Here is a 14298-nt window from a genome sequence, read left to right on the forward strand (position 1 = left end):
GTCGGCGAGGCGATCGTAGTCAGCCTTGGTGGCCATGATCGTCATGCGCCGGCGGCGGCCGCCTTCGGGGCGTTCAATCAATACCTCCTGCCGGTGCTTCGACATATCGATGGCTACCAGCACGGCGTCGGTGGGGGTAGAACTGCGCTTGGTCATGGTCGGTCCGTCTCCAAAGGGTTGAGTCGACAACTTCACTTTAGAGACCTGCTGGCCGGTCATGGCCGCCTTGATGAAGCCGGCGGGCGCTACGCGCCCTTGTCTTCATCAAGGCATCGCGGCCCTCCAAGGAGCCGCTTCCCAATGTGCTATGGCACCGAGCTCACCAGCAATGCGGTGCTCGCATGGTGTGGGGAGATCGGGGTGGAGTGGCACTATATCGCTCCGGGCAGGCCGATGCAAAACGGTTACGTCGAAAGCTTCAATGGGCGCATGCGCGACGAGCTGCTCAACGAGACGCTGTTCCTCAGCCTCGCCCATGCCCGCGTCGAGATCGCCGCCTGGGTGGATGACTACAACCGGGAGAGACCGCACTCATCCCTTGGTTACGCAACCCCGGCGGCGTTCGCCGCCGAACTGGATAATCAATGGCCTGCTTCGCTCCGCCCTACGGGCTCCGCTACGCAGCCCATTGCTTCAACCGCGCTCATGCGCAACAAAACGGCTCGGCTCTAATCCCAGCTGGAGGAAAGCTGGGGGTCACGTCAACTCAAATATAAGCCGCAGGCCTGACGACTTTGAGAATGCCGATTCGTGCCAGCCTTGGAAAGCGAGCTTGATCTGGGCCGGAAAACAACCAGCGTTACGGCTCTCTTGCACTTTCGCTCAGAAAATCTGTTTCCAGGAGCGCGCTACCTAGAGAGCTACCTAGCCACTCAAGAGGATGGAATTCCCAATCCCGGAGATAGTCTAACTATCTGTAAGTATTTGGAAATTTGGTGGACGCACTAGGGCTCGAACCTAGGACCCGCTGATTAAGAGTCAGCTGCTCTACCAACTGAGCTATGCGTCCGTACCCGGCAAGGAACCGCATGGTGGCGGTGAGGGGAAGGCGATGGTGGTGGACGCACTAGGGCTCGAACCTAGGACCCGCTGATTAAGAGTCAGCTGCTCTACCAACTGAGCTATGCGTCCATGCCATCAGGCATTCCCGTTCGGGAGCCGCCCCAATAACGATTTTCTGACGGCTGCCAAGCCCAAAATTTGTGAATTTCAGGATAGACTGCGCGGAGCGTTGCGGCTCCAGCGCTCCACCGCCATGATCGTGCCCACGCAGATCATGTTGGTCATCATCGAGGAACCGCCGTGGCTCATCCATGGGAGCGGAATGCCCACCACGGGAGCCAGGCCCATGACCATCATCAGGTTGATGCACATGTAGAAAAAGATGGTCATCGTCATGCCTGCCGCAAGCAGGCGCGAGAAACGGTCAGGGGCACTGTTGGCGACTTTCAGGCCCCAGCGGAAAATCAGCCAGAACACGATCAGCACGAACAGCCCGCCGAGCATTCCCCATTCCTCGGCCATGGTCGCAAAGACGAAGTCGGTGTGGGATTCCGGCAGGTAGTTGAGATGGCTCTGCGAACCGTTGCCGAAACCCTTGCCGATGAACCCGCCCGATCCGATGGCGATCTTGGACTGGGTGATGTGATACCCGGTGCCAAGCGGATCGCTCTCCGGATCGAGGAACACCAGCACGCGGTTCCGCTGGTAGTCGTGCAGCAGGAAGAAGAAGGCCATCGGTGCGGCAACAAGCCCTGCTGCGCCTGCACCCAGGAACCAGCGCAGCGGGAGCCCCGCAAGGAACATCACCACGACCGCGCCGAACGTGATGGCAAGGCCCGTACCAAGGTCCGGCTGCAGCATCACAAGGCCCGCCGGCAGGCCAAGCAGCAGACCTGCTGGAATCAACGCGCGCCAGCTCTGCGTTTCGCCGATGGGGAGCACCGAGTAGAACCACGCCAGTACGAGCACGATCCCCGGCTTCATCAGCTCCGAAGGCTGGAGCGTCATGAAGCCGAGATTGAGCCAGCGCTGGCTTCCGCCGCCGATCCCGCCAATGAGTTCGACAAGTACGAGCAGGAGACAGAGCACGCCGTAGACCGGCAGGGCCATCTTGCGGAACAGTTCCTGTGGCAGTCTTGCGATGACCATGGCCATGACGAGGAAGACCACGAAGCGCAGCAGGTGCGACATCGACCACGTCTCGAACCGGCCTCCCGCGGCCGAATCCAGCACGGCCGCGCCGAAGCTGACCAGCGCCATGAGCGGTAGCAAGACCCCCCAGGGTTGGCGTGCGATCGTGGCAGGGACATAGGCCCGGGGCATCACTGCGCTCCTGCAGGGGGCGCTGACACTGCCGGCGCAGCGTTTGCCGGGGCAACGGCCGGAGCAGACATGGTCTGTTCGGGTTCGGGCGCAGGCGCAGCGGCGTCGGTCTGGGCCGTGGCGGGTTCAGGAGCGGCACGATTGCCGTCCTCGACCTGTTCGGTCAGGTCATCGTCGTCCGGCACCGGCTTCGGCGCAGAGCCACCATACTTCGCCGCAAACGCATTGTAGCGCGTGGCCATGCGCTGCTGGACGTTGCCGCCCCACTGCTTCTCGAATTCCTCAAGCACGGCCATCGCCTTGTCGGGGGCGAAGATGTAGGTCATCACGTCGCGCGCGATCGGATAGGCAGCGCCCGATCCCCCGCCATGCTCGATCACCACCGCACAGGCGTACTTTGGCTTGTCGAACGGTGCGAAGCAGATGAAGTGGCCGTGGTCGCGGTACTTCCAGATCCCGCCCTTGCCGTTGCCCATATTGAGCCCGACGACCTGCGCCGTGCCGGTCTTGCCCGCCAGCAGCACATTTTCGACCGGCAGGCGTGCCTTGCCGGCGGTGCCGCGCCCATTGACGACTTCGCTCATCGCCGCGTGGATATAGTCGAGGTGCTCCTGCCTGAATCCCATTGACTTCACCGGCGGAGCATTGCGATCCAGAAGAAGCCGGGGCATCACTTCGCGACCCGATGCAATGCGCGATGCCATGACCGCCTGCTGCAACGGATTGACCAACATGTAGCCCTGGCCGATCGTGGCGTTCACGGTGTCGTAGAGCGCCCACTCCTTCTTGTACTTGCGCATCTTCCACGCCGGGTCGGGCACGGTGCCATACGACTGGCCGGGGTAGGGCATCGGAAACTCCTGCCCGAGTCCAAGCCTGCGCGCCATGGCGGCGATCTTGTCCATGCCGATCTGCTGCGCGAAGTGGTAGAAGTAGACGTCGCAGGACTGGTAGATGCCCTTGGCCATGTCCACGGTGCCATGGCCACGCCGGTTCCAACAGTGGAACACGCGATTGCCCACGCGCAGACCGCCGCCGCAGCCAACACTGGCATTGGGATCGAGCCCTGCCTCGAGGAACGACAGGGCAACCATCGGCTTGACGGTCGAACCGGGCGGATAGAGCCCGCGCAGAACCTTGTTGCGCAAGGGAACATGGTCGTCCTCGGACAGCATCTTCCACTCGACACGGCCGATTCCGTCGGAAAAGCTGTTGGGATCGAAGCTCGGCATCGAGGCCATGGCGAGAATGTCGCCGGTCTCGCAATCCATGACCACGACCGAGCCGGATTCGAGCCCGATGCGCCGCGCTGCGTAGTCCTGAAGGCCCGCATTTATGGTCAGCGCGATGGGTTTGCCCGGCACGTCCTCGCGCGTGCCGAGATCGCGCACGATACGGCCCGAGGCCGTGGCCTCCACGCGCCGCGCTCCGGGAACGCCGCGCAGGCGTGTCTCGAAGTGCTTCTCGAGGCCATCCTTGCCGATCTTGAAGCCCGGCGTGATCAAAAGCGGATTGCGCTCTTTCTCGTAATCCTCTGCCGAGGCCGCGCCGACGTAGCCGACAAGGTGCCCGACCGAAGCCCCCGCCGGATAGTAGCGCGAATATCCCCGCTGCGGGATGACTCCGGGCAGTTCGGGGAGGCGGACCGAGACGGCGGCGAACTTGTCCCAGTCGAGGCTGGAGGCGACTTCCACTGGCTGGAACCCGCGCGCCTTGTCCAGCTTGTCGCGAATATCGCGAACCTTGTCGGACGTAAGCGAGAGCAGGCCGGCCAGAGTGGCCATCGTTTTGTCGGGATCGTCGACGCGGTCGGGGATAAGGTCGACGCGGAAGTCCGCACGATTGGCGGCGAGCGCCTTGCCAAAGCGATCGAGTACCCAGCCGCGCCGCGGCGGAATCAGGGTGAGATTGACGCGGTTGCTTTCGGATGCCGCCTGATACTTCTCGTTCTGGGCGACCGCCAGATAACCGAGCCTTGTCGCCAGCAGGATGCCCACTCCGGCCTGCAATGTGCCGAGAACAAACGTGCGGCGCTCGAAGCGGTTGTTGAGGATTGCGGTCGTTACCGGCAGGCTCGATTTGCCCGCGAAGTTCCGGCCACCGCCGTTCGAAGCCATTATCAGAGCCTCTTGAGCGGCAGAAGGCGCACCCGGTCCAGCAACGCGACAACGCGGGTGACGACCGGATAGAGCGCGAGCGAAACAAGCGTTTGCGGGACGATGACCAGTGGCAGGGGATAGCCCGTTGCAATGCCCGCCAACACCGAACCGAGCAAAAGATAGGCCGAAATCAGCGCGCAGGCGGCGAGCCAGTCCTGCGCAAACCCGCGCCACAGGAACTTCTCGTCGATCAATTCCATCGCGAGCATGGTTCCCGACCACAACACAATGCCCGAACCGAACGGCATGCCGGAATAGAGATCGTCGAACAGGCCGAGCGGCAGACCTGCCCACAGCGGCAGCATGCCAGGTCGCATCATCCGCCACGCCAGCAGCATCATGTAGGCGAGCGGCGGCATCACCGGTGCCGACGAGATGATCGGCGAGAAGCTTGCCATCGAGGCAAGCATGATCGTGGCCCAGGGCAGTCCGATGGCCAGCAAGGGCAGGGGCGCACGGTTGATCCGCTTGCGGGCGATTACGTCTCCGGTCTCGTCCAGATTGCGCAGGTTCACTGCTCGGGCGCGGCGTTCTTGGCGCCGTCCTTCTCGATCTGTTCGATCTGCATGCGAGCTTCCCCGCTATAGGCTGACTCGACGATGACGAACTCGTTGTCGGCAGGATCGGCCGCAAGATGTCCGGTCGCGCCATCGCGGTGCGGATCAGTGGCGACGGCAACGGGGATACCCGGGGGATAGAGTCCGCCCGATCCTGAAGTCACGAACACGTCGCCCTTGCGGATCGGATTGACGCCTTGGTTGATCAGGCGGATGTCGATGCGACCGTTCGAAGCTCCCTGCACGAAGGCAGTCAGCCCGTCCCTAGCGCGCTTCACCGGCACAACGTTGTCGGGATCGGTCACGAGCAGGACGCGAGCGGTGCCGGGGCCAGCTTCGATGACCCGACCAATCAGGCCCGAGGCAGCACGGACCGGTTGTCCCGATTGCACGCCACGCGACGTTCCCGCATCGATGACGGCAAAGCGGCGGGTGCTGGCGGCGGTCGATCCGATCAGGTGCGCCGTGGCGACAGGCTTGCGTGCGGGGTCGATGATGCCAAGCAGTGCCTTGAGCCGCCGGTTCTCGTTCTGCAGCGACTGCATCGACACCGCGTTCGCCCGCGCGGCCTCGACCTCGCGGCGCAGCTCGGCGTTCTGTTGGCCGGCATTGAAATAGGCGCCAACCGCAGCGAACACGCCTTGGCCGGTTGACCGGCTTTCTGCACCCGCTCGCCCAAGCGGACGTGCAGCTTCTGCAGCGGCACTGCGGGCAAAGGAAAAAGCATCCGGATTGATCAGCGACGTCACGAGCACGGCAATCCCCGCCACGACGCCAAGGATGGCGACTACGTAGCCGGTGAAAATTCCGTACTGCGCCCTGCGCGAATAGCCCGGGCGCCGGTCCTGCGACCGCGCCATCCGTTCACCCCTTCAAGCCGCCGCGCCTTTCGGCGCCGCGTTGCAACCCGTAACCGTCTAGGTTCACGCCGTCATCAGCACGCCGCGATAGATCGGATCTTCCATCGCACGGCCGGTGCCAAGCGCGACGCAGGACAGCGGATCTTCGGCAACGCTCACCGGCAGGCCGGTTTCTTCGCGCAGATGCTCGTCAAGGCCGCGGATCAGCGCACCACCACCGGTCAGAACGATACCCTGGTCGACGATGTCGGCAGCGAGTTCCGGCGCGGTGTTTTCCAGTGCGATGCGCACGCCTTCGACGATCGCGCCGATCGGTTCCGACAGCGCTTCGGCGATGTTCGCCTGGGTGATCGTGATTTCCTTGGGCACGCCGTTCACAAGGTCGCGACCCTTGATGTGGATCGTCTCGCCGATGCCATCAGCCGGAGCCGTGGCGATGCCGTAGTCCTTCTTGATACGCTCTGCCGTGGCTTCACCGATCAGCAGATTGTGATGGCGACGCACGTAGGAGACGATCGCTTCGTCCATCTTGTCACCGCCGACACGCACCGAGGTGGTATAGGCCAGGCCGCGCAGCGACAGCACGGCGACTTCGGTGGTGCCACCGCCGATGTCGACGACCATCGAACCGACGGGTTCGGTCACGGGCATGTCGGCGCCAATGGCTGCTGCCATGGGTTCGAGGATCAGATAGACCTGGCTGGCGCCTGCGTTGCTCGCGGCGTCACGGATTGCGCGGCGTTCGACGCTGGTCGAGCCCGAGGGCACGCAGATCACGATTTCGGGGTAGCGCAGCAGGCTCTTCGATCCATGCACCTTGCGGATGAAGTGCTTGATCATTTCCTCGGCCACTTCGATGTCGGCAATCACGCCGTCGCGAAGCGGTCGGATCGCCTCGATGTTGTCCGGGGTCTTGCCCATCATCATCTTGGCGTCATCGCCCACGGCTTTGACGCGCTTGATGCCGTTGATCGTCTCGATGGCGACGACGGACGGTTCGTTCAGTACGATGCCGCGATCCTGGACATAGACCAGCGTATTGGCCGTTCCGAGGTCGATCGCGATGTTCTGCGAACCAAATTTGAAGAATCGGGAAAAGATCGAAGCCATCTAGAAATCCGTGATAATCTGCGGTTTGACGCACGGGCACGCGCCAGACCCCTCCAGAAAGTGCGCCCGGGAAGGCGGCTCATTAGCAGGCGAGCCGGGCAAAGCCCATGGGTTTGTGCGGCTTTGGACGGATAACTTCACCGCTTGTCTCGAAATAAATCGGCTTCGGCGCTAGGGTCCCTCGGACCATGCGAGTCATCCGCCGCCTTCCTGAAACATTGATCAACCGCATCGCCGCCGGAGAGGTGGTCGAACGGCCTGCCAGCGCGCTCAAGGAACTGGTCGAAAACGCCATTGATGCTGGCGCAAGCCACGTCCACGTGCGCTTGTCCGAGGGTGGCCTCGCGATGATCGAGGTCTCGGACGACGGCTGCGGCATGCGGCCTGAAGAGATCGAACTCGCGCTCGAACGCCACGCCACGTCCAAGCTTCCCGACGAGGCGATCGAGATGGTCGAAACGCTCGGATTCCGAGGAGAAGCGCTCCCATCGATCGCCTCGGTTGCCCGCGTCACCATCGAATCCCGCCCCCAGGGCAGCGCCGATGGCTGGAAGCGCGTGGTCGACAACGGCACGCTGGTGGCGGAAGGCCCCGCTGCGCTGCCCCCCGGAACGCGGGTGCGGGTGGAGCAGCTGTTCGAAAGGATCCCCGCCCGCCGCAAGTTCCTGCGCAGCCCGCGTTCCGAATGGGCCGCCGCGTCCGACGTCGTCCGCCGCCTTGCCATGGCGCGACCGGACCTTGGCTTCACGCTGGAGCACGACGGCCGCCGCGCACTCCACGTGCAGGCGGGCGAAACGCTCGAAGCGCGCGTGGCCCAGCTCGTCGCCCGTGAACTGGCGGGCAATTCGGTCGAGGTCGACCTGTTCCGAGGTGACTATCACCTCACCGGCATAGCAGGCCTTCCCACCTACAATCGCGGCGTGGCAGACCACCAGTACCTCTTCGTGAATGGCCGTCCGGTGAAGGATCGTCTGCTGATCGGCGCGGTACGCGGTGCCTATGCCGACATGTTGGCGCGTGACCGTCACGCGGTGCTGGCGCTGTTCCTGCAGGTTCCGGCCAGCGAGGTCGACGTCAACGTTCACCCCGCCAAGTCCGAAGTGCGCTTCCGCGATCCCGCCTTGGTGCGCGGCATGGTCGTCTCCGGCCTGCGCCACGCGCTGTCGACAGGAGACCAGCGCAGCGCGCAAGCCCCCTCGGCCAGCGCCATGGCAGCGTGGCAGGCCGAACCCATCGCTCCACCGCCGCCTTCTTCGCAAGGCAGCATGTTTGCGCAGCAATGGCGTCCGGAACCTCGCGTATCCGAAGCGGGGCAGGCGTGGCGCGGCTATGAGCAATCGGTCATGGCCCCGCTGCAAGCGCGGGCGGAAGTTGCGGAGGAGCCGGTCGTTGCAGCCGCCACGCACCCGCTCGGTGTCGCCCGCGGCCAGATCTCCAACACCTATATTGTCGCCGAGGCCGAGGACGGCCTCGTGATCGTCGATCAGCACGCCGCGCATGAGCGACTGGTCCTCGAACGCCTGCGTGCCGCCGGAGCCGGGCAGGGCACCGCGCCCGCGCAGGCGCTGCTGATCCCGGAAGTCGTAGAACTTGAAGAAACCGCCTGTGACCGTCTCGAGGAAGCTGCCCCGAAGCTCGCTGAGTTCGGCCTCGCTCTCGAACGCTTCGGGCCCAATGCCATGCTCGTCCGCTCAGTCCCGGCAGCGCTGGCCAAGGGCGATCCGGCAAAGCTCGTCGCCGATGTCGCCGACGATCTGGCACATCACGGCGACGCGCTGCTTCTGGGCGAAAAGCTCGATCTCGTTCTCGCCACAATGGCCTGCCACGGCTCGGTCAGGGCAGGGCGCCAGCTCTCGGTGACCGAGATGAATGCGCTGCTGCGCGAGATGGAAGTCACCCCACGCTCGGGCCAGTGCAACCACGGCCGACCCACGTGGGTAAAGCTGGCGCACGGGGACATAGAAAAGCTCTTCGGGAGAAAGTGATGCTGCACGAACCTTTGCGTATCGCCGTAATATCACTGGCTATCATGGCTCTCGCTGCGTGTTCGGAGAAAGAACCCAGCGATGCCGAGGCTATCGCGGCGGTCAACGCTGCGCAGGATGGCAAGCCTCCGGTCAAGCCACTCGATCTCCAGCCGATCCTCTATCCCGATATCACGCAGAACAAGCTGCACGGCACCGGCTGCGCCTTTGTCGCCGATGGCGGCGGGCTGGGGGCCGTGCTTCTCGCACAGGACAAGCGCGGGGTGATCAAGCACGGCGATCACGTGCAGGTTCTGGCGCCCGATGCGGGCTCTGCAAAGATGCCCAAGGGAAGCTTCTCGCGCTATACCGGCAAGGAGAACGCTGTCACGCTTACCACTATCGGCGCGGTCAAGGCGGTGGGGACGACCGAGCAGTTCAAGGGCAAGATGGTTGTCACCGACGCTTTCGAGCGCCCGGTCTACGAAGCGACCGGTGACGTCCAGTGCAAGGCGATCTGAACGATCAGACTACTGCCTCGCGCGCGCGGATCAGCCCGATGGACTTCATTGTCATCACGACAACGCCATCCTGGTTGTAGACCCGAACGATCGAGCGAAAACTGCCCATTTCGGGGCGCGACGCACTGCGCTTCTTGTCGACTATCTCGGTTTCCACGCTGAGTGTGTCACCAGGGTAAACCGGCTTGAGCCAGCGAATCTCGTCCAGCCCGGGCGAGCCTAAACCTGCCTGCTTGCGCTCCTTCAGATTCTCGACAAGCATTGCCATGGTCATCGCGCAGGTGTGCCAGCCACTGGCGGACAACTGCCCGAAATGCGTCTGCGCCGCCGCCTCGTCACTCAAGTGGAACGGTTGCGGATCGTACTTTGACGCGAACTCGATGACCTCCTGGCGGGAAACGGGATAGCTTCCGAAGCGCTGAATCTCGCCGGGCTCGATATCTTCGAGGTACATCATCGCGCCATCGTCGCCGCAGCAAAAGGCAATGTCAATCGAACGGTTAAAAGGTGAAGCGCCCCATTCGCCGCGATGCAGGTGCAGGGTCAGGTATGACACGGTATCGCGCCGTGATCAGGCTGAACACGCCGAACAACAACAGCCCCGCTGCAATCAGTAAAAAGGCCGTGTTCATTTCCCGGAGATCGTTGATCGCTCCGCCGAGCGAGACCACTTCGCTGCTCCGACCGAACCAGGCTGTCCGCAGCAAGGACCAGCCGATCAGGCCCATCACGACCGCACGCGCAGCGTGTCCGGCTCGCCCGATCCAGCACGTCGCTGCAGGTGCGCGCGATGAGACATTGCGCATGAAGTGTGCGGTGATCGCGGTCTTGGCCTGAAACACGGCCGCCACGGCGAGTCCCACTCCGACAATGCCGAGCAGCGCCTCGCCGAATGGCACGTCGAGCACGCTCGCGGCCATGTCCGCGGATTGGTCCTCGCCGGCATCCCGCGCGCCGCTCGCAATCTTGGCCGCGGTCCATGCCATGGCACAGTGGACAAGCGCGCTCGCGAAATAGCCGATCCTGAGCATCACGCCCTTGGCTGAACTGCCCTTTCGCTCGATGTCGAACACTGCCGCCGACAGGCGATAGATCGCATAACCGGTCAACCCGGCTGAGGCCAACGCCAGGACAAGAGAACCAGCCGGTATGGTGTGGAGCACCCGGAAAATATCGCCCGCGCCATCGTCGACGTCGGACTTGCGTGCTGTAAGCGCTAGATAGCCGAGCAACATATAGACCAGCCCGCGGGCGGCAAAGCCAAGCCTCACCAGCCACACCACCTTCTCCGACTTGTCGACCACGCGCGCTCCTCTCTCCCGTTTTCGGGTGAGGAACGCGCGAGGTCGCATACGGTGCCGCCGCAAAACCTCAGGTCATCGAGGGCATGGCGAGCATCCACAGCGCCATAGCGACCATGACCACGTTCTCGGTCAGTGAAACAAAGCCCAGCGGCACTCGACCGGACCCGCCGACGCAAGCGCACTTCAACTCGCGCTTCTGCACATAGACAGCATAGAACACCGAGACGCCGCCAATCGTCCCGATAAACAAGGCAATGGGGATCGAAAGCCAGGGCAGCGCACGCGCCGCCATCAGCACACCGGCCAGCGCCTCGCCGAACGGATAGAGATAGGCATAGGGAACCCAGCGCCGCGCCAGCAGGTCATATCCAAGGAACATCGTGGCAAACCTGTCGACGTCCTGCAGCTTGAGCATGGCAAGCAACGTCATGGCGAAGGCGACGAACCATTCGATGGCCCGTCCGGTAAATGGCGTCGAGAAGACAGCGAAGCTCACCGCCATCGCCAGCGCACCGGCGATTGCGAAAACGGCCAGAACGGGCACGTAGCTTACCGCGTCGGGATCGGCGACCTTGAGGCCAAGAAATCGGCGCGTATCGTCGTGCCCGCCGATGCGCTTGCCATCGATGAACACCTGCGGCGTCGTCTTTACGCCATGCTCAGCCTTGAATGCATCGGTTTCCTCGCGCGTGCGGAGCCAGTGATCCTCCACGCGGTAACCTTTGCTTTCCAGCAGGTGCTTCACCTTCACGCCATAAGGGCAGATGTGTTTGGGCATCACCATGCGATGCAGCACCGCGGTTCGATTCGGGGTCTGTGCGTTTTTCATGAATGAACCTATAGCTTGCGTACCATGGTACGGAGTCAAGCGGTATGGCGATGACGATCTCGCAACTTGCCAAGGGCGCAGGCGTCGGCGTCGAGACGGTGCGCTTCTATCAACGCAAGGGTCTGCTCGATGATCCCAGGCCCAGCCGCACTGGCAGGGAAGGGCAGAAGCACTACGGTCCCGATGATCTGCGCCGCCTGCGCTTTGTTCGAAGCGCGCAGGGCGCTGGCTTCACCCTGTCGGAAATCGCCGAGCTTCTGGCGCTCGATGCAGGTCACGATCGCCCGCGTGCCCGCGAAATGGCGCGCACGCGGCTCGAAGCCATCGATCAGGAGATCGCCCGCCTCGAAACCGCACGACAAGCGCTGCACAAGCTCGCCCGAGAGTGCGCCAGGGGCGATGCAGGACCATGCCCGATCATCGCCGCGTTCGAGAGTTGAACTCGTCAAATCGTCTCCGAACTGCAAGTATTTCTCAGGTCAAAGTGGTTTGACAACAAGTTGCATTCTGGCACGATCCCCAAATAGAAGGGGGAATCATGTATATGCGCATGGAACGTGTTCGATCACGCCTGATGTTGTCAGCATTCGCGCTGGCACTTGGAATTACGGCAGTGCCGTTGCAGGCAGCCGACCAGCAGCTTACCCCTGCACAGCAACAGTTTCTTGAAATTGCCAAGAGCCTGAAGCCACGCTCCGGCAAGGTCGCATTGCCTGAAGCGCGCGTATCTCTCGACCTTGGCGACAAATACGAGTTCTACGGGCCAACCGATGCCCGCAAGATACTGGTTGATATATGGCAGAACCCGCCCGGCGCAGCCGAAGGCGTTATCGGCATCGTCTTTCCAAAAGGAGGCAGCCCACTCTCGGGATCCTGGGGTGCCGTACTCACATACGAGGATACGGGTTTCGTCGAAGACAGTGACGCTGCCGATGCCGATTTCGACACCATTCTTTCAGACATGAAGCAGGCCAGCGAGGACAGCAATGCTGAGCGGAAATCGCAAGGCTATCCACCGATGCATATTGCCGGGTGGGCCGAGCCGCCGAAGTACAATCCGCAGACTCATTCCGTGGTCTGGGCGCGCGATCTTCTGGTCGAAGGGGATCAGGTTCACAGCCTGAACTATGACCTTCGTACGCTCGGTCGCAGTGGTGTCCTAAGCGCCAACTTCGTCGCCATGATGCCTGACCTTGCATCCATTCGCACGGCAGCAGCAGACTTTGCGCAGCATGCAAGTTTCGATGCCGGTGCACGCTATGCGGATTATGACGCCTCCACCGATCGCAAGGCCGACTATGGCATAGGCGGTCTTGTTGCCGCCGGCGTGGGTGTCGCGGCAGCCAAAAAGTTGGGTCTGTTCGCCATTCTGTTGAAGTTCCTGAAGCCCATCCTTCTGGGGCTCGCGGCGTTCGGAGCGGGCATCGCGCGCTATTGGCGCCGCCTGTTCAATCGTAGGGCCGAATGAATCAATCGATCAGATTTATCGAAGGCGGCGGATCGGTCTGCCGCCTTCCGATTACCGAGGGTTGACCTGCGTCAGACGTTGAACTTGAAGTGGAGGACGTCGCCGTCCTTCACCACGTATTCCTTGCCTTCCTGGCGCAGCTTGCCGGCATCGCGCGCTGCGCTTTCTCCGCCGAGGCTGACGAAGTCGTCGAAGGCGATGGTTTCGGCACGGATGAAGCCGCGCTGCATGTCCGAGTGGATCTCGCCCGCTGCCTCGGGGGCCTTGGCGCCCTGATGCACGGTCCAGGCGCGCGCTTCCTTGGGGCCGACAGTGAAGAAGGTGATCAGGTGCAGCAGGTCGTAGCCCGAGCGGATCACGCGGGCGAGGCCGGTTTCGTGCAGGCCCATTTCCTCAAGGAACACGGTCCGCTCCTCGGCATCCATGCCGACAAGTTCGGACTCGATCGCCGCCGACACGATCACCGCGTTTGCGCCCTCGGCCTTGGCCTTTTCGAATACGCGTGCCGAGAAAGCGTTGCCGTTCGCCGCGCTTTCTTCCTCAACATTGCAGACATAGAGCACAGGCTTGGCGGTGAGCAGCTGCGCCTGCTTGAACACGCGCAGTTCCTCGTCGTCCTTTGGCTGCGTCAGCCGCGCGGGCTTGCCCTCGCGCAGCAGTTCGAGCGCCTGTCCGAGCACTGACGCGATGATCTTCGATTCCTTGTCGCCCGCCTTGGCCTTCTTTTCGGCTGCCGGAACGCGCTTTTCGAGGCTTTCGAGGTCCGACAGCATCAGTTCGGTCTCGACCGTCTCTGCGTCGGAAATCGGATCGACCTTGTTGTCGACATGCTGGATGTCATCGTTCTCGAAGCAGCGCAGCACGTGAACGATGGCGTCCACCTCGCGAATGTTGCCGAGAAACTGGTTGCCGAGCCCTTCGCCCTTCGAGGCACCGCGCACGAGGCCCGCAATGTCGACGAAGCCGAGCTGCGTCGGGATGATCTTCTGGCTGCCTGCAATCTGCGCCAGCTTGTCGAGGCGCGGATCGGGCACGCCGACGTTTCCGACGTTGGGCTCGATCGTGCAGAACGGATAGTTCGCGGCCTGCGCGGCCTGCGTCTCGGTCAGCGCGTTGAACAGCGTCGACTTGCCGACATTGGGAAGGCCGACGATCCCGCAACGAAAACCCATTTTCAAACTCCTTGGCTGGCCGCGCCTTT

13 protein-coding genes, 2 tRNA genes and 2 pseudogenes are annotated in these 14298 nt (G+C 62.8%); 5 read left to right on the forward strand and 12 right to left on the reverse strand.

The features are described 5' to 3' along the window. A pseudogene (locus tag IQ25_RS15155) lies at window positions 1-156 on the reverse strand (IS110 family transposase); the annotation flags it as partial. 153 nt (window positions 157-309) lie between these two features. Here IQ25_RS15155 and IQ25_RS15160 point away from each other — a divergent pair. Continuing rightward, window positions 310-672 (forward strand): annotated as a pseudogene (locus tag IQ25_RS15160) (integrase core domain-containing protein); the annotation flags it as partial. A 261-nt stretch (window positions 673-933) separates the two neighbouring features. On the opposite strand, the gene IQ25_RS15165 reads toward IQ25_RS15160, so the two are convergent. The 7 genes from IQ25_RS15165 to IQ25_RS15195 all read right to left on the reverse strand — a co-directional run bounded on the left by IQ25_RS15165 (window position 934) and on the right by IQ25_RS15195 (window position 7011). After that, window positions 934-1009, reverse strand: a tRNA-Lys gene (locus tag IQ25_RS15165). Window positions 1010-1055: 46 nt separating this feature from the next. Further along, window positions 1056-1131: transfer RNA gene (locus IQ25_RS15170), tRNA-Lys, on the reverse strand. 78 nt (window positions 1132-1209) lie between these two features. Beyond that, window positions 1210-2325 (reverse strand): rod shape-determining protein RodA, encoded by a 1116-nt coding sequence (gene rodA / locus IQ25_RS15175; RefSeq protein WP_144907125.1) that lies wholly within the window; start codon window positions 2323-2325, stop codon window positions 1210-1212. Continuing rightward, window positions 2325-4442, reverse strand: a complete 2118-nt coding sequence (gene mrdA / locus IQ25_RS15180; protein ID WP_144907126.1) for a penicillin-binding protein 2 — start codon at window positions 4440-4442, stop codon at window positions 2325-2327. Before mrdA ends, rodA begins: the two co-directional genes overlap by 1 nt. Before the next feature lie 2 nt (window positions 4443-4444). Continuing rightward, window positions 4445-4999, reverse strand: a complete 555-nt coding sequence (locus tag IQ25_RS15185; RefSeq protein WP_144907127.1) for a rod shape-determining protein MreD — start codon at window positions 4997-4999, stop codon at window positions 4445-4447. After that, window positions 4996-5901 (reverse strand): rod shape-determining protein MreC, encoded by a 906-nt coding sequence (mreC, locus tag IQ25_RS15190; RefSeq protein WP_144907128.1) that lies wholly within the window; start codon window positions 5899-5901, stop codon window positions 4996-4998. The genes IQ25_RS15185 and mreC overlap by 4 nt, the downstream gene beginning before the upstream one ends. A gap of 63 nt (window positions 5902-5964) precedes the next feature. Continuing rightward, complete coding sequence (locus IQ25_RS15195; protein WP_144907129.1) at window positions 5965-7011, reverse strand: rod shape-determining protein; 1047 nt, start codon at window positions 7009-7011, stop codon at window positions 5965-5967. A gap of 188 nt (window positions 7012-7199) precedes the next feature. Between IQ25_RS15195 and mutL the strand changes: the two genes are divergently transcribed. Together mutL and IQ25_RS15205 are read left to right on the forward strand one after the other, a co-directional pair. Beyond that, window positions 7200-8996, forward strand: coding sequence for a DNA mismatch repair endonuclease MutL (gene mutL, locus IQ25_RS15200; RefSeq protein WP_144907130.1), 1797 nt, complete (start codon window positions 7200-7202; stop codon window positions 8994-8996). Then, entirely contained in the window at window positions 8996-9496 is a 501-nt protein-coding gene (locus IQ25_RS15205; protein WP_144907131.1) for a hypothetical protein, read from the forward strand. The genes mutL and IQ25_RS15205 overlap by 1 nt, the downstream gene beginning before the upstream one ends. 4 nt (window positions 9497-9500) lie before the next feature. Here IQ25_RS15205 and IQ25_RS15210 read toward each other — a convergent pair whose 3' ends face one another. From IQ25_RS15210 to IQ25_RS15220, 3 genes are all read right to left on the reverse strand, one after another. After that, complete coding sequence (locus tag IQ25_RS15210; protein WP_144907265.1) at window positions 9501-9953, reverse strand: MaoC family dehydratase; 453 nt, start codon at window positions 9951-9953, stop codon at window positions 9501-9503. Window positions 9954-9996: 43 nt separating this feature from the next. Beyond that, complete coding sequence (locus tag IQ25_RS15215; RefSeq protein WP_144907132.1) at window positions 9997-10800, reverse strand: DUF1206 domain-containing protein; 804 nt, start codon at window positions 10798-10800, stop codon at window positions 9997-9999. 67 nt (window positions 10801-10867) lie between these two features. After that, window positions 10868-11629, reverse strand: coding sequence for a MauE/DoxX family redox-associated membrane protein (locus tag IQ25_RS15220; RefSeq protein WP_144907133.1), 762 nt, complete (start codon window positions 11627-11629; stop codon window positions 10868-10870). A gap of 44 nt (window positions 11630-11673) precedes the next feature. On the opposite strand from IQ25_RS15220, the gene IQ25_RS15225 reads away from it, so the two are divergent. Beyond that, window positions 11674-12069: a MerR family transcriptional regulator gene (locus IQ25_RS15225; protein WP_144907134.1), complete on the forward strand. Its 396-nt coding sequence runs from the start codon at window positions 11674-11676 to the stop codon at window positions 12067-12069. 110 nt (window positions 12070-12179) lie between these two features. Beyond that, complete coding sequence (locus tag IQ25_RS15230; protein WP_158637761.1) at window positions 12180-13097, forward strand: DUF2167 domain-containing protein; 918 nt, start codon at window positions 12180-12182, stop codon at window positions 13095-13097. Window positions 13098-13168: 71 nt separating this feature from the next. On the opposite strand, the gene ychF is transcribed toward IQ25_RS15230, so the two are convergent. Then, on the reverse strand, window positions 13169-14269 hold the full coding sequence (gene ychF / locus IQ25_RS15235; RefSeq protein WP_144907136.1) for a redox-regulated ATPase YchF: 1101 nt from the start codon (window positions 14267-14269) through the stop codon (window positions 13169-13171). Between the last annotated feature and the right edge of the window lie 29 nt (window positions 14270-14298).

The sequence above is a fragment of the Novosphingobium taihuense genome, assembly GCF_007830315.1.
GTDB lineage: Bacteria > Pseudomonadota > Alphaproteobacteria > Sphingomonadales > Sphingomonadaceae > Novosphingobium > Novosphingobium taihuense.

Bases quoted from the DNA above. Each gene is read 5' to 3' on its own strand.
- IQ25_RS15210 (WP_144907265.1), bottom strand. From the start codon at position 9,953: ATGATGTACCTCGAAGATATCGAGCCCGGCGAGATTCAGCGCTTCGGA.
- IQ25_RS15205 (WP_144907131.1), top strand. From the start codon at position 8,996: ATGCTGCACGAACCTTTGCGTATCGCCGTAATATCACTGGCTATCATG.
- IQ25_RS15230 (WP_158637761.1), top strand. From the start codon at position 12,180: ATGGAACGTGTTCGATCACGCCTGATGTTGTCAGCATTCGCGCTGGCA.
- mutL (WP_144907130.1), top strand. From the start codon at position 7,200: ATGCGAGTCATCCGCCGCCTTCCTGAAACATTGATCAACCGCATCGCC.
- ychF (WP_144907136.1), bottom strand. From the start codon at position 14,269: ATGGGTTTTCGTTGCGGGATCGTCGGCCTTCCCAATGTCGGCAAGTCG.
- IQ25_RS15195 (WP_144907129.1), bottom strand. From the start codon at position 7,011: ATGGCTTCGATCTTTTCCCGATTCTTCAAATTTGGTTCGCAGAACATC.
- mreC (WP_144907128.1), bottom strand. From the start codon at position 5,901: ATGGCGCGGTCGCAGGACCGGCGCCCGGGCTATTCGCGCAGGGCGCAG.
- IQ25_RS15220 (WP_144907133.1), bottom strand. From the start codon at position 11,629: ATGAAAAACGCACAGACCCCGAATCGAACCGCGGTGCTGCATCGCATG.
- rodA (WP_144907125.1), bottom strand. From the start codon at position 2,325: ATGCCCCGGGCCTATGTCCCTGCCACGATCGCACGCCAACCCTGGGGG.
- mrdA (WP_144907126.1), bottom strand. From the start codon at position 4,442: ATGGCTTCGAACGGCGGTGGCCGGAACTTCGCGGGCAAATCGAGCCTG.
- IQ25_RS15225 (WP_144907134.1), top strand. From the start codon at position 11,674: ATGGCGATGACGATCTCGCAACTTGCCAAGGGCGCAGGCGTCGGCGTC.